We start from the raw sequence: 25,549 nt of genomic DNA, 5'->3' as shown, positions 1-25,549 counted from the left end.
AGTAATGGATGATATGTCTGTGGAAGTCGCCCTGAGAGGTAGAGCGGCACACTTCGCATTGCAATAGGATTGACTGGCATAATCCCATGGTCCAGCAGGGATTTTTGGGTACACCGGGGTAACATGCAGTTTGCGGGCAAAAAGATACTGATCACCGGTGGGGCCGGCTTCCTGGGAACCAATCTGGCGCGGAAACTGGCCACCCTCGGCGCCGAACTGCGTCTGTCGGTTCACCGCAAGCCCCTGCAGGCGGCGTTTCCGGAGGCCGAGATCGTGGTGGCGGACCTCCGGCGCCCCGAGGAGTGCGCCCGGGTCGTCGAGGGGATGGACATCGTCTTCATCTGCTCGGCGCAGACCTCGGGAGCGGGAGTTATCCGGACCACTCCTCTCGTCCACGTGACGCCGAACGTCCTGATCAACACCCTCCTTCTCGAGGCCGCCTATCAGGCGCAGGTGAAAAAGGTCTGCTTCATCTCCAGCGGCGCGGCCTACCCCGGCACCGGCGCGCGCCCCGTCACCGAGGCGGAAATGTTCGACGGAGATCCGGAGGAAGTGTATTTCCCGGCAGGCTGGATGAAGCGCTACGCCGAAATCCTCTGCCGGACCTATGCCGAGAAAATTGCGAAGCCGATGCCCACCGTGGTCATCCGCCCCTCGAACGTCTACGGCCCCTACGACAAGTTCGACTTCGCCGTCAGCCACGTCACGGCCGCGCTCGTGCGGCGGGTTGCCGAGCGGCAGACTCCTCTTCAGGTCTGGGGCACCGGCGAGGACATACGCGACCTGATCTACATCGACGACTTCGTCGACGGCACGCTGGCCGCCGTCGCGACGGACCTGCCCTTCCTCGCGGTCAACATCTGCGCTGGCCGGGGCTATGGCGTCCGCGAGGTCCTCGAAACGCTGCTGGAGGTCGATGGCTTCTCCGACGCCCAGGTGACGTTCGACGCGTCGAAACCGAGTACGGTTCCGGTGCGCCTCATGGACAACGGTCTCGCGCGCTCGCTGCTCGGCTTCGAGGCGAAACTATCCCTGGCCGAGGGGCTGAAGCGAACGCTGGCCTGGTACAGGAACGACCCGGCCAGCCCCGCCCGTCGTTAGAACGGTCCCCTGAAGCGCTTGTAGCCTTCGGTCATCGATCGCTCGACCGGCAGTTCGATGCCATGGCCGCTGCCGCGCACCTGGGTCAGGATCGCTTCAACGGTCTCGTGCTGGCTCGGGTAATAGATGTCTTCGAGGCTCTTGGCCGTCGGACAGGGTGCTGCGGCCATGCCGAGCATCGCCGGCGCCTGCCGCAGCATCGAGGGGTCGCGCAGCATGACCTGGCGGCAGACCTCTCCCGCCACGCCGTATTCGAGCCAGGACGTGTCGGCAATGACCAGCCTGCCCGTCTTGCGGATGCTGCCGATGACGAGTTCCCAGTCCGGATGGCTGATGGAGTTGAGATCGATGACCTCGACCTCGATGCCCGCCTTTTCGGCCACATACTGGGCCGCACGCAGGGCCTCGAGCACCATCACCGACGTCGCCACGACCGTCACGTCGCGGCCCTCGCGCGCCACATAGCTGGTGAGCGGGATCGGCTTCGCGGGAGTCTCGGCGGAAACCGAGAAGTCGAGGTTGTAGAGCAACCGGTGCTCGATGCTCACCACCGGACCGGGATGACGGGCGATGATCTGCGGGTACATGTCGACGATCGCCTGGCTGGTCGACGGCATGACCACCGTCAGGCCGGGATAGTGGGCGAAGGTCGCCTGCGGGCTCTGCGAATGCTGCGCGCCCTGCCCCCAGCTGCGGCCGACGACCAGGCGGATCAGCATCGGGCATGACATGATGCCGCCGAACATGTAGCTGTATTTGGACGCCAGATTCACGATCTGGTTCATCGCCAGGAACGAGAAGTCGGCGCGGATATGAGTCGTGATCGGATAGTCGCCGACCAGCGCCGCACCGATCGCCACGCCCGTCATGCCTTCTTCCATCAGTGGCACGTCGAAAACGCGGTCGGCGCCGTACTTCTCGGCGAGGCCGGTCGTCGAGCCGAAGATGCCCTTAAAGTCGTCGACCCCCTGGCCCATGATGAAGGTGTTCGGATGGTCGGCCAGCGCCGCATCCATGGTCTCCAGCAAGGCACCGGCATAGGACAGGACGCGCGTCTGTGTCGACGGACGCTCTTTCGTAGAGACGTTCATGCTTCAAGCCCTGCCTAGATGATGTCGGTCAGCAATTCGTCTCGCCCCGGGAAGGGGCTGTTCTCGGCGAACTCGGCAGCCGCCGCGATCTCCCGATCGATCTCCGGCTTGAGTTCTGCAACGAGCTTCTCGTCGAGCAGAAGCGGATCCCGCGCCTTCCAGGCATCGATCTCGGCGGCACTGCGGTAGCCGAAATGGAAATCGTCGCCCACGCCGACATGCTCCTTGTAGCGCCCGGTCGCGATCTCGAGCACGAAGGGCCGCCCCGCCCGGACGACGGATAGCGCGTCCAGCGTGGCCTGCCGGATCGCCAGCATGTCCCAGCCCTCGTCCACGCGCCGCGATTCGATGCCGAAGGTCGCGGCGTGTTCGAGCAGATTGTAGGACTGTCGGGCATTCTTGAAACTGTGCACGGCCAGCCCGTTATCCTCGCAGAGGAACAGCACCGGCACCTTCATGAGGGCCGCGAAATTCAGGCTCTCGTGATAGACGCCCTCTTCGGTCGCGCCGTCGCCGAACACCGCCACCGCCACGCGCGAACTGCCCCGGCGCTTGAACGAGAGCGCGGCTCCGACGGCATGGGGAATCGAACTGGCGACGACCGCGGACGAGCCCATCAGCCCGACTTCGGGGGCCGACAGGTGCATCGAGCCGGCCTTGCCCTTGGAGATACCTCCGACACGGCCGTAGAGTTCGGCGAACATCTTGTCGAGCGGGCCGCCCTTGGCGATGTAGAAGCCATGCGAGCGATACGTCGCGAAGACGAGATCGTCCGGGTTCAAGGCATCGCACACCCCAGCGGCGACGGCTTCCTGGCCGATCGACAGGTGAACCGGGCTTTGGATCCTGTCCGAAGGGTAGAGCTCGATGATGCGCTCTTCGACCAGCCGGATCGTCAGCGCTGTCCGGAAAAGTCGGCGATAGCGCTCGTCGCTGTCCATCAAACTATATTCCCCAAGCCTGAAAGTCGGCCCGAGCGGCCGTCCCTGACGCCTCTCCTAGCGATACACCTGCAACTATTCAACATTCCGGTTGGCCCGATACCAGGCGAGCAACTCGGTCAGGCCGTCGGCGACAGAGGTCGCCGGCCGCCAGCCCGTGGCGTCCATGAAGCGGCGCCCCGAAACGCGCAGCATCGCCGGGCCCAGATTCTGGCCTTCCAGTTCGACCGCGGCATCGTCGAACCCGTCGGCATCGAGCAGCGCCTGCAGGATCGATCGGACGGACACCTCGTCCGGCGTTGCCACGTTGAAGGCCCGGAACCCCTTTAAACCGGGCTGGAGGGCCGCCGCGACGGCACTCGCGAGGTCACGGGCATGGATCAGGTTTCGCGTCTGGGTGCCGTCGCCGGCCAGCCGGATCGGTCGCGCGCGTTCGACGACACGCCGCACGAGCGAAGGCAGGAAATGCCCGGTTCGCGGATCGAAGTCGTCATGCGGCCCATAGACCAGGGTCGGTCTCAGGGCGACGGCAGAGTCGAGCCACCCCAACGTCCGAACGTACCATTCGAGCTGCTTTTCCAGGGAGCGATGCATCCACCCCACGCCGAACCAGTGTCCGGGCGGGTTGCCGGTCTCATATTGCTCCTCCTCCAGCAATTCCAGGGAGGGCGGATAGCCTGTACACGAACTCACAAGGACGACGTGCCTCGCGTCGCCCCGGGCAGCGGCTTCCATGGCGTTCGTGACGATGCGCAGATTGTCGAGCACCGATTCCGCCGGCTCGTCCCGCAACACGGCGCTGGTGGATACTCGACCTGCACAGAGAATGACGGTGTCGCAACCGGCGAAAGCACGGGAGGCCTGGTCCCTGTCCGTGAAGTCGCACTGGACCCACCGGACGCCCTCGGTGGGGAAGGGTGCACGCGATCTGTAGGTCGCGACCACGGGCTCTCCCGCCCGACCGGCGAGCGCATCGACGACATGCCGTCCGATCAGCCCCGTTGCACCCGCCACCGCGATCGTCATCTTCCCTCGGCCCTCCGTCACCTGCATGCCGCGCCGACCGTAACCGCCGGCCGGCAGATTGTCGCACAGTTCGGTCGACCGAGGTGCCGGACGTGCTAAGGAACGCCCCCGAACGGACGAGTTGACAGGAAATGGGAATGTCGCCGCATCAGCGCCTGGGACAAAGAGAGTTCGAAATTGCGTGTGGCCTCCCGGCGGGAAGCCTCGACGAGCGCACCAAGGCGCTGCTGGAGAAGACTCCCCTGCTCTACACGGCTCTCGACGAGGCGGCCCAGGCGGCTGCCCGCGCGAAGGTGGCCGAGGACATCGATCGCGGTTTCACCGTCGTCGGCGAGCATCGCGCCTCGATCTGGCGCGACGCGTGGCAGGATCATCTGGACGACTTCATCAGCTCGGGACACGCGCTCGAAGCGCTCAATCCACGGTTCGTCGGCGGTACAGTGCTTCTGCGCTGGCAAGGTGCCTACGTCGAAGGCGTCACCGAGCGGCTCGAGCTGGCCTTCCTCGAGATCTTCCGGGACTGGCTGTTCCGGACCTATCTCGCCGATACGTCGCATCTCTACGAGTTCGGCAGCGGCAGCGCCTTCAACGTTGCGGCCTATGCGAAGCTCTATCCCCAAACTGACATCACCGCCCTCGACTGGGCACCCGCCGCGGTCACGATTGCGAATCTTCTCGGCGAGCGTCACGGGATGAAGATCGCGGGAGAACGGTTCGATTTCTTCGCCCCCGACAGCGGCTTCGAGTTCGCCCCGAACAGCAGCGTTCTCACCATGTGCGCTCTCGAGCAGGTGGGCGAGAGGTTCCGTCCCTTCCTGGATTTCATTCTGGAGAAGCGTCCGAAAAGGGTGGTCCATGTGGAGCCCATGCTGGAACTCTACGATCCCGCGCTGCCGCACGACGCCCTGGCCATCCGCTACCACCAGCAGCGCAAATACCTGACCGGTCTCCTGCCTCATCTCCGCTCCCTCGAGCAGGCCGGTTCGATCCGGCTCCTGAAGGTGCAGCGGCTGAAATTCGGCAGCCGCTTCCACGAATGCTTCTCATTGGTCGCCTGGGAGCCGGTCTAGCCAGCCCGAACGGGCCCCGGCCCGCCGCGGCGCGGCGGGCAATCACGGGGTCGCATTCACGGGCGAGACCGGCTATTGAGGCCCCGACCGGTGCGCGTGGGCGGCCGGACAGATCAAAAGCCAAGCGAAAGGCACTTAAAGATGTCGGCCAAGCGCGCCCTGATCACGGGCATCACGGGAATGGTCGGCTCTCACCTCGCCGAATACATCCTGAAGCACACCGACTGGGACATCGTCGGGCTTCTGCGCTGGCGCAGCCCGCTCGACAATCTCAGCGCCATCGTCGGGCCGATCAATTCGGGCTCCCGGGTGCGGCTGGTCTACGGCGACCTGCGCGATACCCTGTCCATCCAGCGCGCCGTCGAATCGGCGAAGCCGGACTATGTGTTCCATCTGGCTGCGCAGAGCTTTCCCCGCACCAGCTTCGATTCTCCTCTCGACACGATGGACACCAACATCCTCGGGACGGTCAGGGTTCTGGACGCCCTGCGCACGACCGCGCCGGAGGCCGTGATCCACGTCTGCGCCTCGTCCGAGGTCTTCGGCCGGGTGCCGAAGGAAAAACTGCCGATCGCCGAGGAATGCAGCTTCCACCCCGCCTCGCCCTACGCCATCTCCAAAGTCGGGACCGATCTCGTCGGGCGCTTCTATGCCGAGGCCTACGGCATGAAGGTCATGACCACGCGGATGTTCACCCATACCGGCCCTCGCCGCGGCGACGTGTTCGCCGAGTCGACCTTCGCCAAGCAGATCGCGATGATCGAGCACGGCCTGGTTCCGCCGGTGGTCAAGGTCGGCAACCTGGAATCGCTGCGCACCGTGGCCGACGTGCGCGACGCCGTGCGCGCCTACTATCTTCTGGTGACGAAGGATCCGGTCGCAGGCGCCTACTACAATATCGGCGGCACTCATTCCTGCACCATCGGCAACATCCTCGAGCATCTCATCGCGCTGTCGCCGAAGCGTACGGAGATCAAGGTGGAGGTCGATCCCGACCGGCTTCGCCCCATCGATGCCGACCTCCAGGTCCCGGACACCTCGAAGTTCGAGCAGCACACGGGCTGGCGGCCGGAAATTCCCTTCGAGCAGACGATGCGCGATCTTCTCGACTACTGGCGGCAGCGGGTCGCCGTCGAGGGCAACCGCTTCCTGACGCGATAGCCATCAGAACCGAACCGAGCATCCGAAAATGAAGCGCCCTGCGGCAAGCGACAACATGTCGATGGCAATGTCGAGAACGCCCTACCGCGTGTCGTTCTTCGGCGGCGGCACGGACTATCCCGAATGGTATCGGGAACATGGCGGCAACGTACTGTCGATGGCCATCAACAGGTACTGCTACATCGTCGGGCGTCACCTGCCCCCCTTCTTTGCCACGCGTCACAGGGTCGTCTGGTCCCACATCGAGACCGTCAACTCGATCTCCGAGATCCTCCATCCGGCGGTCCGGGCAGGACTGGAGTTCATGGAGTTCGACAACGAACGTGGCGTCGAGATCCATCATCAGGGTGATCTTCCGGCCCGCTCCGGGATCGGGTCCAGTTCCTCGTTCTCCGTGGGACTGATCAACGTTCTCCACGCGATGCGCGGCCAGACGATCAACAAGCGTGACCTCGCCAATGCCGCAATCCACCTGGAACGCGACATTCTCCAGGAAACGGTCGGATGCCAGGACCAGGTGGCCAGCGCCTATGGCGGCCTGAACGTCATCAAGTTTGGAACGGACGGCGCGATCGACGTGCTGCCGCTGGACCTGTCGGGCCAGAATCAGCGGAAGCTGGAAGACTGGCTTTTGCTTTTCTACACCGGAACGACCAGGCTCTCTTCGACGATCGCAAAACTGCTGGTCTCGAATTTCAGCGCCAAGAGCAACCACCTCCGGCGCATGCACGACATGGTCGGTCCGGCGTCTAAGCAGCTGCGAACGGGAGACATGGAGTCGTTCGGGCAGCTCCTGCACGAAGCCTGGCAACTCAAGCGCCAGCTGTCGGACGGCGTCACGACGACCAGCATCGATGATGTCTACTCGGCCGCTCTTTCCGCAGGCGCGCTCGGCGGCAAGCTGCTCGGTGCCGGCGGCGCGGGTTTCATGGCCTTCATCGTGCCGCCCGAGAAGCAGCCCCAGGTTCGAGCAGCCCTCTCCCATCTTCTTCACGTGCCGGCGGGAATCGACTTTACCGGATCGACGATCGTCTACCGTCAGCTCGACACGCTGCCCCAGTCCTGATAGCGCCGGGAATTATCATGGAGACCTATCCGACCGCCCTCGACTCTGTCCGGCTGATCAAGCCGCTGACCATCTTCGAGGATTTTCGCGGCCATTACATCGAGACCTACAACGAACGCCTCTACCGTGAGGCCGGGATCGACCAGCATTTCATCCAGGACGACATATCGGTGTCGCGCCGGCATGTGCTGCGCGGCATCCACGGCGACGACAAGACGTGGAAGCTCATCTCCTGCCTGCAGGGAAGCTTCTACATGGTCGTGATCAACAACGATCCCCAGTCCGCGCAATACCGGAAGTGGACGTCGTTCACCCTGTCGGAGAGCAACAGGCTGCAGGTGCTGGTGCCGCCGAAGTTCGGCAACGGCCATGTCGTCATGAGCGAACAGGCGATCTTCCACTACAAGCAGACCACGGACTACGATCGATCGGGCCAGTTCACGCTCGTCTGGAACGATCCGGCATTGAACATCTGGTGGCCGGTCCAGAACCCGATCATTTCGGAACGGGACCAGGGACGGTAGTCTTCCCGCTAGGGTCGTTCGGCGGCCGGGAAGCCTGAAAGCTCATCGACCGCGCCGACCAGATGATAGAGGCTGGTCGCGGGCATGAAATCGACGAGCCATGATCCGTCCGGCCCGAGGCGGTCGACCCATCCGCCGCGCGGCGCCGTGACCAGGAAGCGATCGTGCAGCGCTTCGGTCAGCGCAACGGCCCTCTCCCTCGCGCCTGGCCGGCCGCGCAGCGCCTCCCCCAGATCACCCTTGATGGCTTCGGTCATCGGCCAAAGTCGCCGGGACGCCTTGGCGATCGTGCCATTGGGGTGGAGTTCGTCGACGATCAGCCCCTCCGCGTCGAAGCCGCTTCGACTTGCATGTTCGTACAAGTTGTCGACGATCGCCTCGACCCGATGGTCGCCCGTCTCGCTTTGATAGCGACGGAGCAGCCAGCACCATTCGAAGTGGTGTCCGGGCTCGACAATGGCGCCCTCTTCGTCGACCGGCCTCAGCTCTTCATCGAAATACTCGAGAAGCACGCCCTGCCCGACCTCGAAGAACCTCGACAGGAAGAGTTTGAACAGCTTCTCGGCGCGCTCGAGAAAGAGCCGGTCGCGCGAACATTCCCACAAGGCGAGCAGCGCCTCGAACAGATGCATATGAGGGTTCTGGCGACGGGGGCCGGGAGGGACCGGCAAGGCTTCGACGTAGCCCCCGCCCCGCGGCGCCACCATCTCACGGTCGAGGAAAGCCAGCGTTTCGCGGGCGAGCGCCAGTTCTGCCTGCCTCCCGGTTGCCCGCACATACGCGGCCACCGCCAGAAGCACGAAAGCATGGGCATAGAGGTCGCGTCTGGGGTCGGCGACCGTTCCGTCCCGAGCGACCGAGAATACCCAACCGTCGCGATCGTCGCGGCGGTAATAGTCCCGGCGCATCGACACGAAGGCGCGTTCGACGAGAGCACCGGCCCCCGCGATCCATTGCCGACGTTCTGCAATCGAATAGACGAAAATCTGCCGCGCCTGGACAAGGAGCCGGATCGGAACGTCGGCGCGTGGCCGGCCTTCGAATGTCAGGCCCTCCTCGAACCGCCCGGTCGCGGCATCGAACCCCGACGTCGCCCACAGCGGCAGCGCCTGCTCGCGCATCCACGCTTCCATCAGCGTCGCAGCAGACCGGAGATCACGATTCATCAACGCCGGATCCCGGTCCACGGCGGACGTTGGGTTCTAGCGCTTGAGCAGGTCGTCGGCACGTTCGTTCGGCACCGCCACGACATTCGGCGACAACGGCGCTCCCTCGACGGCACGTTCGGGCCAGCCGCCATCCGGGGAGAAGGACAAAATCTGATAATCGAGTTCCTTGCGGAGCACGCCCAGCAGCGAGTCCGCACTCTGGCCCTGCGCATGCAACGCCCGCTCGTTGAGCTCCATCAGGAGTACAGGCCGCGATGCCGATAGCACCTGTCGCGCGCCGGCAACGACACCGGCCTCGCCGCCCTCGACATCGATTTTGACCATGTCGACCCGTGACAGTCCCTGCTTGGCGACGACCGCGTCGAGCGTCTCGAGCGGGACTCGCTCCGAACTGGCGCGCACGACGTCGTCATGCGCGAAATCACCCAGCGTATTGTGGCCGGCATGCACGCCGTGGGCGAGATGGAGGTCGACGAACCCCGCCTGGGCGCCAAGCGCAGCGGCAACCACCTGAACGTTCTCGAGGCCGTTGCGCCCGAGATTGCGCTGGAGATGGGCGCGCTCGCGCGAACTCGGTTCGACGGCGATCACCCTCCCGGCCGGACCGACGCGACGGGCGGCGAAGAGCGTATAGTAGCCGTCGTTGGCGCCAACATCGATGAAGACCATCCCCGGCTTCAGCACGCGATCAACGAAGGCAAACTCGTTGGGCTCGAACGAGCCGCACACGTAGAGACAAAGGCTGTTGTCGTTGCCCAGGGTCACGTCCACCGTGGTGCCGCCGTGCCAGCGCACGGTGAGCGGCACCGCCAGATCCTTCTCACGGGCCGCTTCCCACAGGGCGCCCCGCCGGCAGGCGAGCCACTGTCTCTGGTCGTAATATTCTTCGGCAAACCGCCAACCGGGCCGCGGCTCGAGCCGCGGCGCACCGGGGGCCAGAATTGCGGCATAGGCAGCGCCGATCGCGGGAGCCCGCACAATCAGCCAGCGGCCCATATTATCGAGATGGTAGCCAACGCCCGAGCAAATACGCTCCCAGGTGCTGGCGACGCTGATCGGACGGCGGGCCGTCGTCATGCCTGAACTGTTTGCCCCCAACTATGCCGAGTTCGGCTAACGTACCCACCGTCAAGCGTCAAGCGTGCCTGTGTGTTGCCACTTTCTGTCCGTAGTGGCTTACGTTGCAGCTTCGATGCTGCGGAAATATAATGATCGTCCCTCTCACACTTCGTCGGTGAAATGTTCGCGCCTCTCCCCCGCGCTCTCGTCGTTCTCACGATCATGCTGCTGCCCGCCGCTGCGTCTGCCCAGAGGCCGACCGGGCAAGGCGTGGCAGCCCAGACCGCGCCCAGCCAGGGTTTGCGCGTCGTGGCTCGCGTCAACGACGACGCCATCACCGATTTCGACCTGTCGCAACGGGTCCTTTTCGCCATCCGCACCTCCGGCTTGACGGACAGCCCGGACCTGCGCCAGCGCATGGCGCCGCAGATGCTGCGACAGATGATCGACGAGCGTCTGCAGGTTCAGGATGCCAAGAAGCTGGGCGTCAAGCCGTCGGACTCCGAGATTGCCGGCCGCTATGCCGAGATCGAACGCGCCGCCGGCCTGGGTCAGGGTCAGTTCAAGCAATACCTCCAGAGCGTCGGTGTCGCTCCCGATATTGCGACGCAGCAGATCGAGGCCCAGATCGCCTGGGGCAAGATCATCCGGCGCAAGGTTCGATCCCAGGTCGACGTCTCCGAGGCGGAAGTCGACGATACTCTGAGCCGGATGCGCTCCAACGTCGGCAAGACGGAAACGCGCGTCGCGGAGATCTTCGTGCCGGTCGACCGCGCCGATGGCGTCGACGAGGGCAAGCGCAGCGCCGACCGCATCATGGAGCAGCTCCGGCGGGGTGCGCCGTTCGGCGCCGTCGCGCAGCAGTTCTCCCAGGGCGCCTCGGCTGCCTCGGGTGGAGACCTGGGCTGGGTTCTGCCCGGCGCGCTCGACCCATCGCTGGATGCCGCCCTAGAGAAGACACAGCCGCGCACCTATTCCGAGCCCGTTCGCTCGGGTGCCGGCTGGCACATTCTGTACGTCGTCGATCGCCGGCCATTCGCGGCCGCCCGGCCCGACGACGTGAAGCTCAACCTGGTTCAGTTGACTCTCTCGCTGCCGGCGAACGCCTCCCCGGAAGAAGTCAATCGCGCGACCGCGGATGCCCAGAAGGCGATGAGCGGTGTCCGGCAATGCAGCGATCTGCACGTCCAGGCTCGCCAGATCAAAGGCAGCACGTCGGGCGATCTCAACGGCTTACGGGTCGGCGACCTCGCCGCTAATCCGCAGATGTACGAGCAAATCCCGCGCCTCTCGATCGGCGGCACGGCGGGGCCCTTCCGCGTTGCCGAAGGCCTGCAGGTCGTCGCGCTCTGCAGCAAGGCGGGCGGCGACGGCATGCCGACGCGCGAGGCCATCCAGCAGCAGCTGCTCATCCAGAAGCTCGACGCTGCGGGACGGCGATACATGCGCGATCTGCGCCGGCAAGCCACTGTCGACATCAAGTCGTGATGGCCCGGACATGACGTGTCGGCCATGACGATGGCCGCGCCGCTCGCCGTGACGATGGGCGAGCCGGCCGGCGTTGGCGCCGAACTCAGTCTCAAGGCCTGGCTGTCGCGGCGCGGTGCCGCGCGCCCGTTCTTCGTCCTGGACGATCCAGCCCGGCTGTCGGCTCTCGCCCGGCAGCTTGGCCTGAACGTTCCGGTCGCGGAGATTTCGCGGCCCGAGGACGCCGCCTCCACCTTCGGCGCCGCCCTCCCTGTTCTTCCGGTACGTCTCGCCGCGCCGCCCACGCCCGGTCATCCGGACGTCGCCAATGCGGGTGCCACCATCGAGGCGATCGAGCGGGCGACGGCATTTGCGATGGCCGGATCGGTCGCCGGGATCGTCACCAATCCGATCCAGAAGAAGACGCTGCAGGATGCGGGGTTCCGTCATCCCGGGCACACCGAGTTCCTCGCCGAACTCGCGGGCGGGGTCGAGGTAGCGATGATGCTCGCCTGCCCCGAGCTCCGGGTCGTGCCAGTGACCATTCATCTTTCACTGGGCGACGCCGTACGCGCGCTCGACGGTGACGCCATCGTGCGCGCCGGACGGATCGCCGCGAGGGGATTGCGCGACCTGTTCGGCATCGAGCATCCCCGGCTGGCCGTGGCCGCCCTCAATCCGCATGCCGGCGAACAGGGCGCCATGGGCGACGAAGAGCGCCGCATCATCGTACCCGCGATAGAAACGCTGCAGCGCGAGGGAATCGCAGCGCGCGGACCGGCGCCTGCCGACACGCTGTTCCATGCGGCGGCGCGCACCGCCTATGACGTCGCGCTCTGTATGTATCACGACCAGGCGCTGATCCCGATCAAGACGATCGACTTCTCGGGAGGCGTCAACGTGACGCTCGGCCTGCCCTTCGTGCGCACGTCGCCCGACCACGGCACGGCGCTCGACATCGCCGGCACGGGTCGTGCCGACCCGGCGAGCCTTCTGGCGGCCATCGACATGGCTGACGACATGGCGCGCCGGCGCGCCGCCTGATCATGGACGGCGTCGAGGCCCTGCCGCCCCTGCGCGAGACGATTGCGGCGCACGGGCTCGATGCGAAGAAGCGCTTCGGCCAGCACTTCCTGCTCGACCTCAACCTCACGCGGCGCATCGCGCGCGCCGCCGCGCCGCTCGGCGACGGAACCGTGATCGAAATCGGTCCGGGTCCCGGCGGGCTGACGCGTGCGCTGCTGCTCGAAGGGGCAGGCCACGTCGTCGCCGTCGAGGTGGACGGCAGAGCCTTCGGCCCCCTGCTCGAGTTGCAGGCAGCGGCCGGCGGGCGGCTCGACCTGATCGAGGCCGATGCCCTGAAGATCGAGCCGCGGGACCTCGGAGCGGCCCCGCGCCGGATCGTGGCCAACCTGCCCTACAACGTCTCGACCGCCCTGCTGGTGCGCTGGCTTCACACCGCGAACGACATCGCAGACATGGTGCTGATGTTCCAGAAGGAGGTCGTCGATCGGCTGGTGGCCGAGCCGCGAACCAAGGACTATGGCCGCCTTTCGGTGCTTGCCCAGCATGTCTGCGAGGTTCGCCGGCTGTTCGACGTGGCGCCGACCGCCTTCGTGCCGCCGCCGAAGGTCACGTCGGCCGTGGCGCGGCTCACGCCCCGGCCCCAGACCGTGCGTCTGGCCGATCTGAGGCCTCTGGAGCGCATCACCGCCGCCGCCTTTGGCCAGCGCCGCAAGATGCTGCGCGGGTCTCTGGCGGGCGTCTTTGCCGAGCCCGTGGCTACGCTGGAGCGACTTGAGCTGAAGCCCACGGCCCGGGCCGAGGAACTTTCGGTCGACGACTTCGTAAGGCTGGCAGGCGCCCTTGACAGTGAGTGAGCGCTCACTATTATAAAGACATGATCCGCTCCCTCGCTTTCAACGCCTATTTTTACGTCGGCACCTTGCTGGTGGCGATCATCGGCATTGTCCTGGTGCCCATCCCCACGCCGGTCCTGCTGCGCGGCCTGCTCTTCCACTGGGCCCGGGCGGTCGTCTGGGGCATGCGCTGGGTCGGCGGCATGAAGATCGAGTACAGGGGCCTCGAGCACCTGCCGGCCAACGGGCCCGCGCTGCTGGCAAACAAGCATCACAGCGAGAGCGACGGCATCCTGCTGGCGGCTCGTATCCGCGGCATTGCCTTCGTGGCCATGCAGGAGCTCTTCCGCTACCCGCTGATCGGCGCGATGCTGTACCGGTTGCAGATGATCCGCGTGGACACCTGCGGCGGCGGCCGCGAACGCGAGAACCTTGCCCAGTTCGCCAAGCGCGCCTGCGACAGCGGCCGGCACATTGCGATCTATCCCGAGGGCAACCTGATGGCGCCGGGCGAACGCGAGCGCTATCGCTCGGGCATCTACTATCTCTATCGCGACCTCGGCCTGCCCGTGACGCCGGTTGCCACGTCGGTGGGCCTGCTGTGGAATCGCCGCGACTGGCGCAAGAGGGCCGGACGTGCCGCCATCGAGTTCCTCCCTGCTATCGAGACGGGGCTCGACAAGGACAGCTTCATGCGCCGTCTCGAGGACGAGATCGAAAGCGCGAGCGACCGTCTGATCGCCGAGTTCTCGGGTCGGCCCTACCGGCCCAGCCAGCTCGTCCTGCGCTCGCAGGGCCAGACCGGCATCGGCGCGCCGGTCACCGCCCCTCGCGCAGCGCCTTGACGAAGTTCGACAGGCCGACCTGGCGTTCGCGCTTCAGCCGCTCGGCCGTCAGGATCGACTTGAGTTCCATCAGGCTGGTGGCGATGTCGCGATTGATGATCTGGTAGTCGTACTCGGCCCAGTGGCTCATCTCGTCGGCGGCCTTGGCCATCCGCTTCTGCACGACTTCCATCGAGTCCTGCGCACGGGTGATCAGCCGACGCTCCAGATCGCGCGTCGAGGGCGGCAGGATGAACACCGTCACCAGATCGCTGCCGGCCTTCTCCTTCAGCTGCTGCGTGCCTTGCCAGTCGATGTCGAACAGCACGTCCCGACCGGCCATCAAGGCGGCTTCGACCGGCGCGCGCGGCGTGCCGTAGAAATGGTCGAACACCCGTGCATGCTCGAGGAACTCGCCGCGCTCCACCATGCCGCTGAAGGTGGCGGTGTCGACGAACTGGTAGTCGACGCCATCCTTCTCGCCGGATCGGCGGGCACGCGTGGTCGCCGAGACGCTGAGCTGGATCTGCTTGTCGTTGTCGAGCAGCTGCCGCGACAGGGTCGTCTTGCCCGCGCCCGAAGGCGAGGACAGGACGAGCATCAGGCCGCGCCGCTGGATCTGGCCGGAATCCACCTCATTCGACATTCTGAACCTGCTCCCGCATGCGCTCGACGGCGCCCTTGAGATCGATGCCGATGCGCGTCAGCTCGATGTCTGCGGACTTCGAGCAGAGCGTGTTGGCTTCGCGATTGAACTCCTGGCACAGGAAATCGAACTTCCGGCCGACCGGATTGTCCGACCGTGCGTCGGCCAGCAGCGTCCGCGCCTGCGCGATATGGGCGGCCAGACGATCGAGTTCCTCGCGCACGTCGGCCTTGCCGACCTGCAGCGCCACTTCCTGCGCGAAGCGCTCCTCCGACAGGGCCGGCACCCGGCCCAGAAGCTCGGCAATCTGCGCCTCGAAGCGCGCCCGCACGGTGCCGATCTGCGCGAGCGCCCGCTCGGTCGCGCGACCGCACAGGCTTTCGATTTCCGCGACATGGCCTTCGATGACCTTGGCCAGCGCCTTGCCCTCGGCGGCGCGCGATGTGACGAGGGCCTTCAGCGCCTCGTCCAGCGTCGCCTGCAGCCCCTTGTCGAGCAGAGCAAGCGCCTCCTCGGTGTCCTCGCCGGCATCCTCCTCCTCGATGACGCCACGCACCCGCAGCAACCCGTCGGCCGACGGGGCTGCCGCACCGGTCGTCCGGCGTACCTCCTCGACCAGGGTCGCCAGCTCCGCCAGCAAAGTGCGATTGATGCTGAGCGGCTTGGCCTGGCGCTCGCTGGTGATGGTGAGGGTGAGCGAGACGTTGCCGCGCTTCATCTTGCCGCCGACCGCGGCCCGGGACGGGTTCTCGAGGCGGTCGAAGCCCGGCGGCACGCGACACCTGATCTCGAGGTTCCGGCCGTTGACGCTGCGCGCTTCCCAGACCCAGCGGCGCCGATCATCCGATCCTTGCGCACGGGCGTATCCCGTCATGCTTGCAATCAATTTGCCCCCTGCCCTGTTTGTGGGCACCGTTATCCCTTAAGTGGATCGACATTTCGATTCAATCGGCTATTGAGGCGAGCTTTATCATGGCGAACAAGACCGCGGCACGGCAGACGGGCCTCAAGGTGGCGGCCCTGTGCATAGGGCTTGTCGTGGCGTTGGCAGGCCTCGAGATCCTCTCCACGGCGTGGCTGACGATTCGGGACGGTCGCTACACCCCGGCCAGGGAGCTGTTCGCCACGTCCCGGAATACCTACATCCAGGACATTACCGGCAGCGGCAGCAGCAATTGCCGATACGTCGACACGATGTTTCCCCATCCCTACCTGGCCTTCGTCCATCATCGCGACGATCCCTGCGGCGTTCCCAGTGCCAACGACATCGGCATGCTGGGCGACAACTATCCGGTCGCCCGAAATCCCGACCGCTACGTCATCCTCCTCGCCGGCGGATCCGTGGCCTCGCAGATCAGCCAACTCGTCCAACCCGGCCGCCGGAGCTTCATCGAGGAAGAACTCAACCGGCACTATGTCAGCCCGACCGGCAAGCCCTTCCTCGTGCTGAATGGCGGACTGGGCGCCTGGAAACAGCCCCAGCAGCTGATCCTGCTGGCGATCTACGGCGACTTCATCGATGCCGTGGTCACGCTCGACGGCTACAACGAGCAGCACCTGATCCAGCCGGGCCTCAAGGTCCGCTTCGAGATGCCGGGCGCGAACTACCTCGGCGTGAACCCGATCATCGCCAAGGACGGTTTCGGCAGCCTCGCGGTGAGCTGGTTCATGGGCCGCATCTCCGGCTGGCTTGGGACCGGCCTCACGAGCCATTCGCACGCCGCCTACCTGCTGGCTTCGGCCCTGGCCTCGAAGCCGGCCGACGACGGTTCGGGGTTTGGCGCGAAGACCTACTCGGAGATGATGAGCCTTCCCAGCGACATCACGAACTCCGCGTCGACCTACATGGACTGGCAGATCGCGCAGTACGCCAAGTACATACGCGTCATGGACGTGACGGCCCGCGACTTCGGCATCAAGTCGATGTTCTTTCTCCAGCCCGTCCCCGCCGTGGACAAGACGCTGACGCCGGAGGAGAGCCGCGCCACCCCCGATCTCAAGTATGGCGAGCGTTACGTCGAAATCGTGCGGCGCCTCCTCGCGCTGCGCGAGCGCAACATCGAGGTCCGCAGCCTCCTCGACGTCTTCAAGGACGAGAAGGAGACGATCTACAGCGACGACATCCACCCCAAGCGGGACCTGATGGACAGCCGCGGCTATTCGCTGATGGCCGCCCGCATGGCGCAGGAAATGGCCGGCACCTGGGGCTGGCGCACGAAACCCCAACAATAGGCGCGCCGCACATGAAAACTTTCTCCAGCATCGTGCTGACCGGCGCCTCAAGCGGCATCGGCGAAGCCCTTGCGCTCGACTACGCCGCTCCGGGCGTGGCGCTGGCCCTGACCGGGCGGGACGCCGAGCGGCTCGAAGCGGTCGCCGGCGCCTGTCGCGCCAAGGGTGCCATCGTCGTCGCGGACACGATCGATGTGACCGACCGCGACCGCATGCTGCCCTGGCTGACCGCCTTCGACCAGGCGCACCCGGTCGACCTGGTGATCGCCAATGCCGGCATCTCGATCGACAAGGACAATTCCTCGCTCGACGATTTCTCGATCATCCGCAAGACGCTCGACGTCAACGTCAACGGCATGCTGAACACCGTCGAGCCGCTGCTGGCCCCAATGATCGCGCGAAAGCGCGGTCAGATCGCCGTGGTGTCGTCGCTCGCCGGCTTCATCGGGCTGCCCTACTCGGCGTCCTACAATGCCAGCAAGGCCGCGGTGCGCGTCTGGGGCGAAAGCATCCGGTATGTGCTGAAGAAGGACGGTATCGGCGTCAGCGTCATCTGCCCAGGCTTCGTGGTCAGCCGCCTCACCGCCGAAGCCCCGTTCCCCATGCCGTTTATCATGACCTCGGCGAAGGCGTCGGCGATCATCCGTCGCGGCCTCGCTGCCAACCGGCCGCGCATCGCCTTCCCGATCGGCACCAAGGCCGCCGTCTGGCTGGGAACGACGCTGCCGGGCCGCTGGACGGCCAGGTTGCTGGGGGCCGGCTAGCGCTTTTCGAGTTTGCGCAGTTCCTGGAAGACGCGGTTCGCGGCGATCTCCACGCCTTTGTCCGTCCAGTGGGCATCGCTGCGGCGATAGGCGCCGCGCACGCCCTCGAAGTCCTTGCGCAAATCGACGTAGCGGATCGACGTGCTGGCCAAGGCTTCCAGCAGCCGGTCCTGTCGGTAATCGGCGATCACGTTGAAGGCATAGAAGCGCGGCCAAGGCTTCCAGTAGGCGACATAGTCGGGATCGACGCTGCCCGGCGGCACGATGAACAGGACCAGCGGCACGCCGCGCTCGCGGGCCGCACGATCCATCGCCGTCAGCCACGACAAGGTGGCCTGTATGTCGACGTCCTTCACCAGACGCGCCGCCTGTTCCCTGGTCGTGGCCTCGAAGTAGGGAGACTTCTCGACCTCGGCCTTGGTCATGAGGTTCAGGAGCCAGCCCTGCAGCGACTCGTCGTCCGCCTTCCCCGACGCGTAGGCCTGCCAGAAGGCATCGCTGTCCCGGCCGAAGATGGCCATGATCTGCTGCTCGGTCAGGTCTGGGTAGTAGTAGCGCCTGACGTGACGGGCGAGCGCTGGCGTACGCTCCGCCGGCGGCAGGCGGGCGATCTTCGTCAGCGTGTCGAACTCTTGCGGCACCGGCTTGTTGGTCGTCAGCATCTCCGACAGGCGCAGGCGGTTGACCAGGACCCAATTGGCGTTCGGCATGATGCTGCCGAGGACCGAACCGCCCGGGGCCTCGCTGACCAGATCGGGCAGGATACCCTGACCATAGCCCTGCCCGTCGAAGACGAAGTCGTTGCCCGAGAAAAAGAACACGGCGAGCGCGTCGGGCGACAGGGCGAAGGCCACGTCGCGCAGGCGGTAGTAGTAGCTGCGCGGACCGGTGGCTGAGATGCCGAGGTTGATCATCTCGGCCTTCGGCTGGCCGGCCTCGATGAAGCGTCGCTCGACCTCTCCCGGCACGGTGAGGCGCGTGAGCTGGAACTCGAGATAGCTGTCGCCGATGAAGACACCGCGGAAGCCGCCACCCGCCGGCTTGGCGATGCTGCGTTCCTTGTCGCGCATACCCCATGAATTGTGCGGCTCGAAAACCCAGGGTTTGTCGGCCAGACCGGCGAACTCGCTCGACTGCACGGTGCCCGGCGGAGTCGAGCGCAGCGCCCGCGCGGGCCACGACGGCGCCTCGAACGAGGCCAGCACCTCGAGGCCAGCCAGCGTGATCCCGGTCAGGATCAGGCCAAATACGATCGCGTAGATGCGCTTGCGGCCGTTCTCAGTCATTGCCCGGCGTAATATAGGGCGAATTCGATACGGTCCAGCGAGCGGGTCGTTCCTGCCGGAAGATCTGCCGGAGATGGACTTCGTCCGGCCCGTCGGCAATGCGCAGCATGCGCGCAACCGCAAAGGCACGATGGACCGGCGCATCGTCGCTACCGCCCATCGCGCCGAACAGCTGCATCGCCCGATCGGCAATGCGCTGGGCCATTTCCGGCACCGCGACCTTCACCATCGAGACGTCGCGCCAGGCGGCCTGATGCCCGTCGCTGTCCAGCCGCTCGGCCGTGCGCAACACCAGCAGGCGGGCCTGCTCGATCTCGATCCGGGAGCGTGCGATCGCCTGCTGAGTGGAATCGTAGTCGATCACCGCCCGACCGAACGTCCGGCGCTCGGCGGCACGTGCCATCATGAGCTCGACCAGGACCTCGCAGGAACCGATCGCGCGCATGCAGTGATGCAGCCGCGCCGGTCCCAGCCGCACCTGCGCCGCCGCAAAGCCCTCGCCTTCCTCGCCCAGCAGATTCTCCGCCGGTACGCGCACATCCTTGAAGTCCAGTTCGGCGATGGGCGCGATACTGTCCTCCCAGCCGAGGAAGCGCAGCTCGCGCACGATCGTGAGACCGGGCGTCGGCATCGGTACGATCACACAGGAATGCCGGCCGGTGCGCGGCGCGTCCGGTTGCGACACGCCCATCACGATCACGAAGGCACAGTCGGGATGGGCGCCGCCCGTGATGTACCACTTGCGGCCGTTCACGACCCAGTCGCCACCGTCGCGCCGCAGGGTCGTGGCAATGTTGGTCGCGTCCGACGAAGCGACGTCGGGCTCCGTCATGCCGAACGCCGAGCGGATGCGACCGTCCAGCAACGGCTCGAGCCAGCGCTTCTTCTGCTCCGCGTTGGCCGCGTGCTGCAGCATGATCATGTTGGGCACGTCGGGTGCCTGGGCGTTGAACACTTCAGGCGCCCAGGGCAGCCGGCCGGTGATCTCCGCAATCGGCGCATAGGCGCGATTACTCATCCGGTCCGGCAGGCCGAGGTTCCACAGGCCGGCAGCGCGCGCCTTGGCCTGCAGTTCGGCCATGAACGGAGGCGTGCCCTTCCCCGCCGAGGCATGAGCCGCCCATTCGCGATGGCGCGGCAGGATCTCGCTGTCGAAGAAGCGCTCGACGGCAGCCAGCAGGTCGGCGGTCATTTCATCTGGTTGGTGAGAAGGGCCGCGATGCCGCCCTGGTCCTTGCCGTACTTGAGCAAGGCCGAGCGTCCACCGGCGGCATAGGCGGCGACCGCGCCGAGCAGGCGCTTGAGCTGGTCGGGGCTCGACCGGTCGAACCTGCAGTAGGCTCCGCGCGTCAGCTTGGCGATCTGGGGGAACAGGCGCGACGCCGTACGGTCCTGGCCTTCCTGGAACACGAACACCGGCAGGCCGAGCAGCCCCAGCTGGCCGGCATCGTGGCCGACCGCATCGACATCCTCCTCGCAGCAGTCGCCGACGAAGACGACGGCATCGAGGCGGCTCTCGCGGCGCTGCTCACCGGCGTAGCGCAGCAGACGCGCGATCTGGGTGCGGCCGGCCGCGCAGCGCACGCTGCTCATCAGACGCGCGAGTTCGCGGCCGTCCGACGTCCACTTGCTGACTTTGAACTCCTCGAAGCCGCGATAGAAGGCGAGCCGGACATCGAGGCCGCCCAGCGCATCGGCGGCCACGAACATCTCGCCCTGGATGGCGCAGGCATGATCCCAGGTCGGTTCGCGGCTCGCCGTCGCATCCATCGCGAACAGCAGCCGGCCCCGTCCGCCCGGCCGGTGATCGACCGGCAGCTTGCCGACCTCGCGCACGAACGCATCGACCGCATTCGCACCTGCGGTAGACGGGACGTTGCGATCTCCGGCGCGATCCTCGGCCATGTCCTTTGACCCTCTGCGATGCGTTCAATATGGTGCAGCCGCGCGTTCGCGCCAACATTGAAGCATGACCGGAAACGCCCCCACCTTCGCCACGCTGCTGCTGCGGGTCTTCGTTCCGTTCGCGCTCGCCTATTTCCTCTCCTACATCTTCCGCGGCGTGAACGCGGTGATCTTTCCGTATCTCGAACGGGACGTCGGAATCAGCGCGGGCGACCTCGGCCTCCTCACCTCGGCCTTCTTCCTGTTCTTCGCCGGCTGCCAGCCGATCCTCGGCGTCATGCTCGACCGCTACGGGCCGCGCCGCGTACAGGCGCTGCTGCTGGCGATGGCGGCGATTGGCTCGGCCCTCTTCGGTCTGAGCCTTTCGCTCGGCGAGCTGATCGTGGCGCGCGTGCTGATCGGCTTGGGCTTCGCCGGCGGGCTGATGGCCGCCATCAAGGCGATCACGCTCTGGTATCCACCCGAGCGCTGGGGCCTGATCACCGGCTTCCACATGATGGCGGGCGGACTGGGCGCAATGGCCGCAACGCTGCCGATCCAGTGGTCGCTCTCGGTCATCAGCTGGCAGGGCCTGTTCTTCTGGCTGGCCGGGGTCTGCCTCGTCGTCTCCGCGATCCTGTTCACCGTCGTGCCGGAGCGCGGCGCGCCGGCGGCACCAGGAACGCTGCGCGACCAGTTCCGCATCACCGGCATCGTGCTGACCAATGGCTTCTTCTGGCGCATCCAGCCGCTGCTCACCTTCCAGCAGATGGCGTTCATCGCCGCGATCACCCTGTGGATCGGCCCGTGGCTGCGCGATGTCGGCGGCTTCGCCAGCAACGAGACCCGCGCCGACATCCAGCTCTACACCACGGCCGTGATGACCGCGGGCTTTGCCCTGAGCGGCGTACTGTCCGGTGCCTTCCGCCGCATCGGCATCAGCGACTTCGCCTCGGCCAACCTCGTCAGCGCGCTCTTCACCCTGGTCTGCGCCTGGCTGGCGTTCCTGCCCTCTTTCTATCCCGTCGTGGCCTGGCTGCTGTTCGGCTTCCTCGGCGCCTATCCGATCCAGTACATGCCGCTGCTGGCGCGCTCCTTCCCGCCGCAATATGCCGGGCGGGTCAGCACCAGCTCCAATCTCGTGGTCTTCACGGTGATCTTCGGCGGCCAATGGGCGATCGGCAAGGTCGTCGACCTGTGGCCGCGCACCGCCACGGGCTACTCGCCGGACGGCTATGCCTGGTCGTTCGGCCTGCTGTTCATTCTGCAGGCGGCGGGGCTTCTATGGCTTCTTCTGTCGCGGGCACGTCCACTTCTGCAGGAGCGACCCCCGGCAGGTTGAGCGAGGCCACGAGGTCGCGCACTTCCTGACGCGCCGCGACGTGGCTCAGGGTCAGGGACGGCCCACTGCCGCCGCTGCCGCGCTTCAGGTCGAGCAGCGTCAGACCGCTCAGGAAGAGTTCCTTGTAGATCACGCGCTCGCTCAGGCCCGCGGCGACCCGGAAGCCGATCCGCTTGGCCAGCGCCTCGATCACGTTGCCCATGTCGCGCTTGTTGCGCGCCGCCAGCGACGACAGGCGGTTGCGCATCACGATCCAGTCGACCGGCCGGCCGCCCTCGATGGCGCGAATCTGCCGTTGCTTCCACACCGCCTCGGCATAGATCGACGGCCGCACGATCTTGAGCGTGTCGGGATCGACGCGCGCCAGCAGATCGAGATCGATGAAGCTGTCGTTCAGCGGCGTCAGCAGCGTGTCGGCCCAGGTGTGGGCCAGCCGGCTGAGATGGGTGTCGCTGCCCGGCGTGTCGATGATCACGAAGTCGGCCGCCCCGACCGCCGGTTCGAGCGCGGCCGCCAGCCGCGCACGCTCGTCGGCCTCGGCCTCGCGGCGATCGTTCAGCGACGAGATCATCACCGGCGTGTGCAGCGGCATCGGCAGCTCGACGCCGTTCTTCTTCACATAGGCCGCGCGGTTCTCGATATAGCGGCTGAGCGTTCCCTGCCGCGCATCGAGATCGAGCGTCGCGACGCGCGCGCCGTCCCGCATCAGCGAGACGGCGATGTGCAGCGCCGTCGTCGACTTGCCCGAGCCGCCCTTCTCGTTGCCGATGACGAGAACATGGCCGCGGCCCTCGATCCGAGGGGCCTGCGTCTGGGCGATGCTCGGATTGGGCGCTGGTTGGAATGCCTCGCTCACGCGACCTTGCGGATCCAGACGGCGGTGTCGTGGAACACCGCACCACCATTGGGCCAGCCGGGATCGGCCGAGGTCAGCGCATTGATGCCGATGCCGGTCTCGAAGTTGCGGTTGGGCCAGATGCCCTCGACCACGACGACACCCTTCTGCTGGCCTGCGCGGGGCTTGGCATTCACGACGGTCTTGCCGCGCTCGTTGCCGATCTCCAGCCGCTCGCCCTCGACGATGCCCATGGCGATGCAGTCGTCGGGATTCATCAGCGCGGTCGGCCGGACCTCGCGCTTCTGCGAACTCGGCGTCTCGGTGAAGGTCGAATTGAGGAAGGTGCGCGCCGGCGCCGCGACCAGCCGGAACGGCTTGTCGTCGGTGGCATTCTCGATCACGTCGAAATGGTCGGGCAGCACCGGCATTTCCTTGCCACGCGGTCCATAGGCTGCCCAGTCCGGCTTGAAGCGAAACTTCTTGTCGGGCCAGGCGAAGCCATCGAGGAAGTGCGACGTCTCGAAGCCCAGGTGGAAATCCTGGCCGCCCTTCTGCCAGTTGGTCTCGGCGTCCCACATGCCCGAGACCTTCAGCGTCTCGTCCATGATCTCCCACGGTGTCATGTCGAAGCCGCGATGCTTGGCACCCAGGCGCTTTGCGAGTTCAGCAATCACGAAGTGGTTCTCGCGGCACTCGCCCGGCGCGTCAATCACGGCTTTGGCCACCTGGAAGAAAGTGTGGCCGCTGGCTGTGTAAAAGTCGTCGTGCTCGAGGAACATGGTGGCCGGCAGGACGATGTCGGCGAAGGCCGCCGTCTCCGTCATGAACTGCTCGTGCACGCAGACGAACAGGTCGTCGCGCTTGAACCCCTTGTGCACCAGTTCGAGTTCCGGACAGACCATCGCCGGGTTGGTGTTCTGGATCAGCATGCCGGTGACCGGCGGACCGTTCTTCAGCGCCACGGGATCGTTGGTGAGGATCGGGCCCAGGCGCGACTGGTCGAGATCGCGGATCGACGGATCGGCCATGTCGAGTCCCTCGATCAGCGTCTTGTCGATCGGATACATGCCGGTGTGGCCGTAGAGCGCGCCGCCGCCCTTGTACTGCCAGGCACCGGTCACCGCCGGCAGGCAGGTCACGGCATGCATGTTGGCCGCGCCGTTGCGGCTGCGGCTGAAGCCGTGATGGCAGCGGATGAACGACGCCTTGCTCTGTCCGTAGAGGCGCGCGAAGGACACGATCTCTTCGACGGAGAGGCCGGTGATCTTCGACGCCCATTCCGGCGTGCGCGTCGCCACATGCGCAGCCAGTTCGTCCGGCGCGTCGGTGTATTTCCGGAGATAGTCCCAGTCGGCATAGCCCTCCTTGAAGAGGACATGCATCACGCCGACCGCCAGCGCGCCATCGGTGCCGGGACGCACGGCGAGATGGATGTCGGCCTGGTCGGCCGTTCCGGTGCGATAGGGATCGACGACGACGAGCTTGGCGCCGCGCTTCTTAGCCTTCATCGCATGGGTCATCACGTTGACCTGGGTGTTCACCGGGTTGCCGCCCCAGATCACAACCAGCTCGGCATGCTCGTCGATCTCGCGCACGTCGGCACCGCGCTTGGCCCCGACGCCCGCAATCCAGCCGGTGTCGGACAGGGTCACGCAGATGGTCGAGAACCAGCGCGAGTATTTCATCGCGTTGCGCAGGCGGTTGATGCCGTCGCGCTGCACCAGGCCCATGGTGCCGGCATAGTAATAAGGCCAGATCGTCTCGCTGCCGTGCTGGCGCGCCTTGGCGATGAACTGCTCGGCCACGATGTCGAGCGCGTCGGACCATGAGATTTCGGCGAACTGCTTCGAGCCTTTCGGCCCGACCCGGCGTAGCGGCTTCATCAACCGGTCGGGATGGTGGATGCGCTCGGCGTAGCGCGCGACCTTTTCGCAGATCACGCCCGCCGTATAGTCGTTTCGCATCGAGCCGCGGACACGGCCGATCTTCGTGTTGTCCAGCCGTTCGACGTCGAGCGCGCAGGTGCTCGTGCAATCATGTGGACAGACCGACGGTACGGTGGTCGCGCCCGACTCCCCGCTCCGGGCGCGGGCGATCGGCGGGTAGGCATGATCGTCGGGGGACATCTGGACGCTCCACGAGAAGTACCGCAGCATACAGACCGGTCACCGCCCGTGAAAGCGGCCTCAGGGAGTGGAA

General features: G+C 66.0%; 24 protein-coding genes. 12 read left to right on the top strand and 12 right to left on the bottom strand.

Annotated elements, in window-relative coordinates; translation table 11 throughout:
* Positions 1 to 123: 123 nt before the first annotated feature.
* On the top strand, positions 124 to 1,101 hold the full coding sequence (locus ACP15H_RS06390; RefSeq protein WP_425065364.1) for an NAD-dependent epimerase/dehydratase family protein: 978 nt from the start codon (positions 124 to 126) through the stop codon (positions 1,099 to 1,101).
* On the opposite strand, the gene ACP15H_RS06385 is transcribed toward ACP15H_RS06390, so the two are convergent.
* The 3 genes from ACP15H_RS06385 to ACP15H_RS06375 form a co-directional block, all read right to left on the bottom strand.
* Positions 1,098 to 2,192 carry an alpha-ketoacid dehydrogenase subunit beta gene (locus ACP15H_RS06385; RefSeq protein WP_425065363.1) on the bottom strand — a complete coding sequence of 365 codons (1,095 nt, stop codon included), beginning with the start codon at positions 2,190 to 2,192 and terminating at the stop codon, positions 1,098 to 1,100. The genes ACP15H_RS06390 and ACP15H_RS06385 overlap by 4 nt on opposite strands.
* A 14-nt stretch (positions 2,193 to 2,206) precedes the next feature.
* Entirely contained in the window at positions 2,207 to 3,133 is a 927-nt protein-coding gene (locus ACP15H_RS06380) for a thiamine pyrophosphate-dependent dehydrogenase E1 component subunit alpha (RefSeq protein ID WP_425065362.1), read from the bottom strand.
* A gap of 75 nt (positions 3,134 to 3,208) precedes the next feature.
* A complete protein-coding gene (locus ACP15H_RS06375) occupies positions 3,209 to 4,159 on the bottom strand; it encodes an NAD-dependent epimerase/dehydratase family protein (protein WP_425065361.1) in 951 nt (316 codons plus the stop codon).
* Between the two features lie 137 nt (positions 4,160 to 4,296).
* Between ACP15H_RS06375 and ACP15H_RS06370 the strand changes: the two genes are divergently transcribed.
* The 4 genes from ACP15H_RS06370 to rfbC all read left to right on the top strand — a co-directional run bounded on the left by ACP15H_RS06370 (position 4,297) and on the right by rfbC (position 7,980).
* Positions 4,297 to 5,229: a hypothetical protein gene (locus tag ACP15H_RS06370; protein WP_425065360.1), complete on the top strand. Its 933-nt coding sequence runs from the start codon at positions 4,297 to 4,299 to the stop codon at positions 5,227 to 5,229.
* A gap of 141 nt (positions 5,230 to 5,370) precedes the next feature.
* Positions 5,371 to 6,390 carry a GDP-mannose 4,6-dehydratase gene (locus ACP15H_RS06365; RefSeq protein ID WP_425065359.1) on the top strand — a complete coding sequence of 340 codons (1,020 nt, stop codon included), beginning with the start codon at positions 5,371 to 5,373 and terminating at the stop codon, positions 6,388 to 6,390.
* Between the two features lie 28 nt (positions 6,391 to 6,418).
* A complete protein-coding gene (locus tag ACP15H_RS06360; protein WP_425065358.1) occupies positions 6,419 to 7,456 on the top strand; it encodes a kinase in 1,038 nt (345 codons plus the stop codon).
* A 17-nt stretch (positions 7,457 to 7,473) separates the two neighbouring features.
* A complete protein-coding gene (gene rfbC / locus ACP15H_RS06355; protein WP_425065357.1) occupies positions 7,474 to 7,980 on the top strand; it encodes a dTDP-4-dehydrorhamnose 3,5-epimerase in 507 nt (168 codons plus the stop codon).
* An 8-nt stretch (positions 7,981 to 7,988) separates the two neighbouring features.
* On the opposite strand, the gene ACP15H_RS06350 is transcribed toward rfbC, so the two are convergent.
* Both ACP15H_RS06350 and ACP15H_RS06345 read right to left on the bottom strand, forming a co-directional pair.
* A complete protein-coding gene (locus tag ACP15H_RS06350) occupies positions 7,989 to 9,167 on the bottom strand; it encodes an AGE family epimerase/isomerase (protein WP_425065356.1) in 1,179 nt (392 codons plus the stop codon).
* 15 nt (positions 9,168 to 9,182) lie between these two features.
* Positions 9,183 to 10,226, bottom strand: a complete 1,044-nt coding sequence (locus ACP15H_RS06345; RefSeq protein ID WP_425065355.1) for an FkbM family methyltransferase — start codon at positions 10,224 to 10,226, stop codon at positions 9,183 to 9,185.
* 162 nt (positions 10,227 to 10,388) lie between these two features.
* On the opposite strand from ACP15H_RS06345, the gene ACP15H_RS06340 reads away from it, so the two are divergent.
* From ACP15H_RS06340 to ACP15H_RS06325, 4 genes are read left to right on the top strand one after another with little or no spacing between them, the layout of a single operon-like run.
* A complete protein-coding gene (locus tag ACP15H_RS06340) occupies positions 10,389 to 11,696 on the top strand; it encodes a peptidylprolyl isomerase (protein WP_425065354.1) in 1,308 nt (435 codons plus the stop codon).
* 24 nt (positions 11,697 to 11,720) lie between these two features.
* Positions 11,721 to 12,719 carry a 4-hydroxythreonine-4-phosphate dehydrogenase PdxA gene (pdxA, locus tag ACP15H_RS06335; protein ID WP_425069869.1) on the top strand — a complete coding sequence of 333 codons (999 nt, stop codon included), beginning with the start codon at positions 11,721 to 11,723 and terminating at the stop codon, positions 12,717 to 12,719.
* 2 nt (positions 12,720 to 12,721) lie between these two features.
* Positions 12,722 to 13,555: a 16S rRNA (adenine(1518)-N(6)/adenine(1519)-N(6))-dimethyltransferase RsmA gene (rsmA, locus tag ACP15H_RS06330; protein WP_425065353.1), complete on the top strand. Its 834-nt coding sequence runs from the start codon at positions 12,722 to 12,724 to the stop codon at positions 13,553 to 13,555.
* Positions 13,556 to 13,575: 20 nt separating this feature from the next.
* Positions 13,576 to 14,379 (top strand): lysophospholipid acyltransferase family protein, encoded by an 804-nt coding sequence (locus ACP15H_RS06325; RefSeq protein ID WP_425065352.1) that lies wholly within the window; start codon positions 13,576 to 13,578, stop codon positions 14,377 to 14,379.
* On the opposite strand, the gene gmk is transcribed toward ACP15H_RS06325, so the two are convergent.
* Both gmk and ACP15H_RS06315 read right to left on the bottom strand, forming a co-directional pair.
* A complete protein-coding gene (gmk, locus tag ACP15H_RS06320; RefSeq protein WP_425065351.1) occupies positions 14,354 to 15,004 on the bottom strand; it encodes a guanylate kinase in 651 nt (216 codons plus the stop codon). The genes ACP15H_RS06325 and gmk overlap by 26 nt on opposite strands.
* Positions 14,994 to 15,878 (bottom strand): YicC/YloC family endoribonuclease, encoded by an 885-nt coding sequence (locus ACP15H_RS06315; protein WP_425065350.1) that lies wholly within the window; start codon positions 15,876 to 15,878, stop codon positions 14,994 to 14,996. The genes gmk and ACP15H_RS06315 overlap by 11 nt, the downstream gene beginning before the upstream one ends.
* Before the next feature lie 98 nt (positions 15,879 to 15,976).
* Here ACP15H_RS06315 and ACP15H_RS06310 point away from each other — a divergent pair, with 98 nt between their 5' ends.
* On the top strand, positions 15,977 to 17,236 hold the full coding sequence (locus ACP15H_RS06310) for a hypothetical protein (RefSeq protein ID WP_425065349.1): 1,260 nt from the start codon (positions 15,977 to 15,979) through the stop codon (positions 17,234 to 17,236).
* Between the two features lie 11 nt (positions 17,237 to 17,247).
* Positions 17,248 to 18,000 carry an SDR family NAD(P)-dependent oxidoreductase gene (locus ACP15H_RS06305; protein ID WP_425065348.1) on the top strand — a complete coding sequence of 251 codons (753 nt, stop codon included), beginning with the start codon at positions 17,248 to 17,250 and terminating at the stop codon, positions 17,998 to 18,000.
* Here the strand turns inward: ACP15H_RS06305 and ACP15H_RS06300 are convergent.
* From ACP15H_RS06300 to ACP15H_RS06290, 3 genes are read right to left on the bottom strand one after another with little or no spacing between them, the layout of a single operon-like run.
* Positions 17,997 to 19,286 carry an alginate O-acetyltransferase AlgX-related protein gene (locus tag ACP15H_RS06300; protein ID WP_425065347.1) on the bottom strand — a complete coding sequence of 430 codons (1,290 nt, stop codon included), beginning with the start codon at positions 19,284 to 19,286 and terminating at the stop codon, positions 17,997 to 17,999. The genes ACP15H_RS06305 and ACP15H_RS06300 overlap by 4 nt on opposite strands.
* A complete protein-coding gene (locus ACP15H_RS06295) occupies positions 19,279 to 20,478 on the bottom strand; it encodes an acyl-CoA dehydrogenase family protein (RefSeq protein ID WP_425065346.1) in 1,200 nt (399 codons plus the stop codon). Before ACP15H_RS06295 ends, ACP15H_RS06300 begins: the two co-directional genes overlap by 8 nt.
* Positions 20,475 to 21,191 carry a VWA domain-containing protein gene (locus tag ACP15H_RS06290; RefSeq protein WP_425065345.1) on the bottom strand — a complete coding sequence of 239 codons (717 nt, stop codon included), beginning with the start codon at positions 21,189 to 21,191 and terminating at the stop codon, positions 20,475 to 20,477. The genes ACP15H_RS06295 and ACP15H_RS06290 overlap by 4 nt, the downstream gene beginning before the upstream one ends.
* A 64-nt stretch (positions 21,192 to 21,255) precedes the next feature.
* Here ACP15H_RS06290 and ACP15H_RS06285 point away from each other — a divergent pair, with 64 nt between their 5' ends.
* Positions 21,256 to 22,512, top strand: a complete 1,257-nt coding sequence (locus ACP15H_RS06285; protein WP_425065344.1) for an MFS transporter — start codon at positions 21,256 to 21,258, stop codon at positions 22,510 to 22,512.
* On the opposite strand, the gene ACP15H_RS06280 is transcribed toward ACP15H_RS06285, so the two are convergent.
* Together ACP15H_RS06280 and ACP15H_RS06275 are read right to left on the bottom strand one after the other, a co-directional pair.
* Positions 22,430 to 23,368: a division plane positioning ATPase MipZ gene (locus ACP15H_RS06280; RefSeq protein ID WP_425065343.1), complete on the bottom strand. Its 939-nt coding sequence runs from the start codon at positions 23,366 to 23,368 to the stop codon at positions 22,430 to 22,432. The two genes, ACP15H_RS06285 and ACP15H_RS06280, sit on opposite strands and share 83 nt — an antisense overlap.
* Positions 23,365 to 25,476 (bottom strand): molybdopterin-containing oxidoreductase family protein, encoded by a 2,112-nt coding sequence (locus ACP15H_RS06275; protein WP_425065342.1) that lies wholly within the window; start codon positions 25,474 to 25,476, stop codon positions 23,365 to 23,367. Before ACP15H_RS06275 ends, ACP15H_RS06280 begins: the two co-directional genes overlap by 4 nt.
* Positions 25,477 to 25,549: the final 73 nt, after the last annotated feature.

Origin of the sequence: Reyranella sp., assembly GCF_965249915.1 — a bacterium.
GTDB lineage: Bacteria > Pseudomonadota > Alphaproteobacteria > Reyranellales > Reyranellaceae > Reyranella.
The sequence above is the reverse complement of the archived record's forward strand: the minus strand, read 5'-3'. Positions and strand labels throughout refer to the sequence as shown.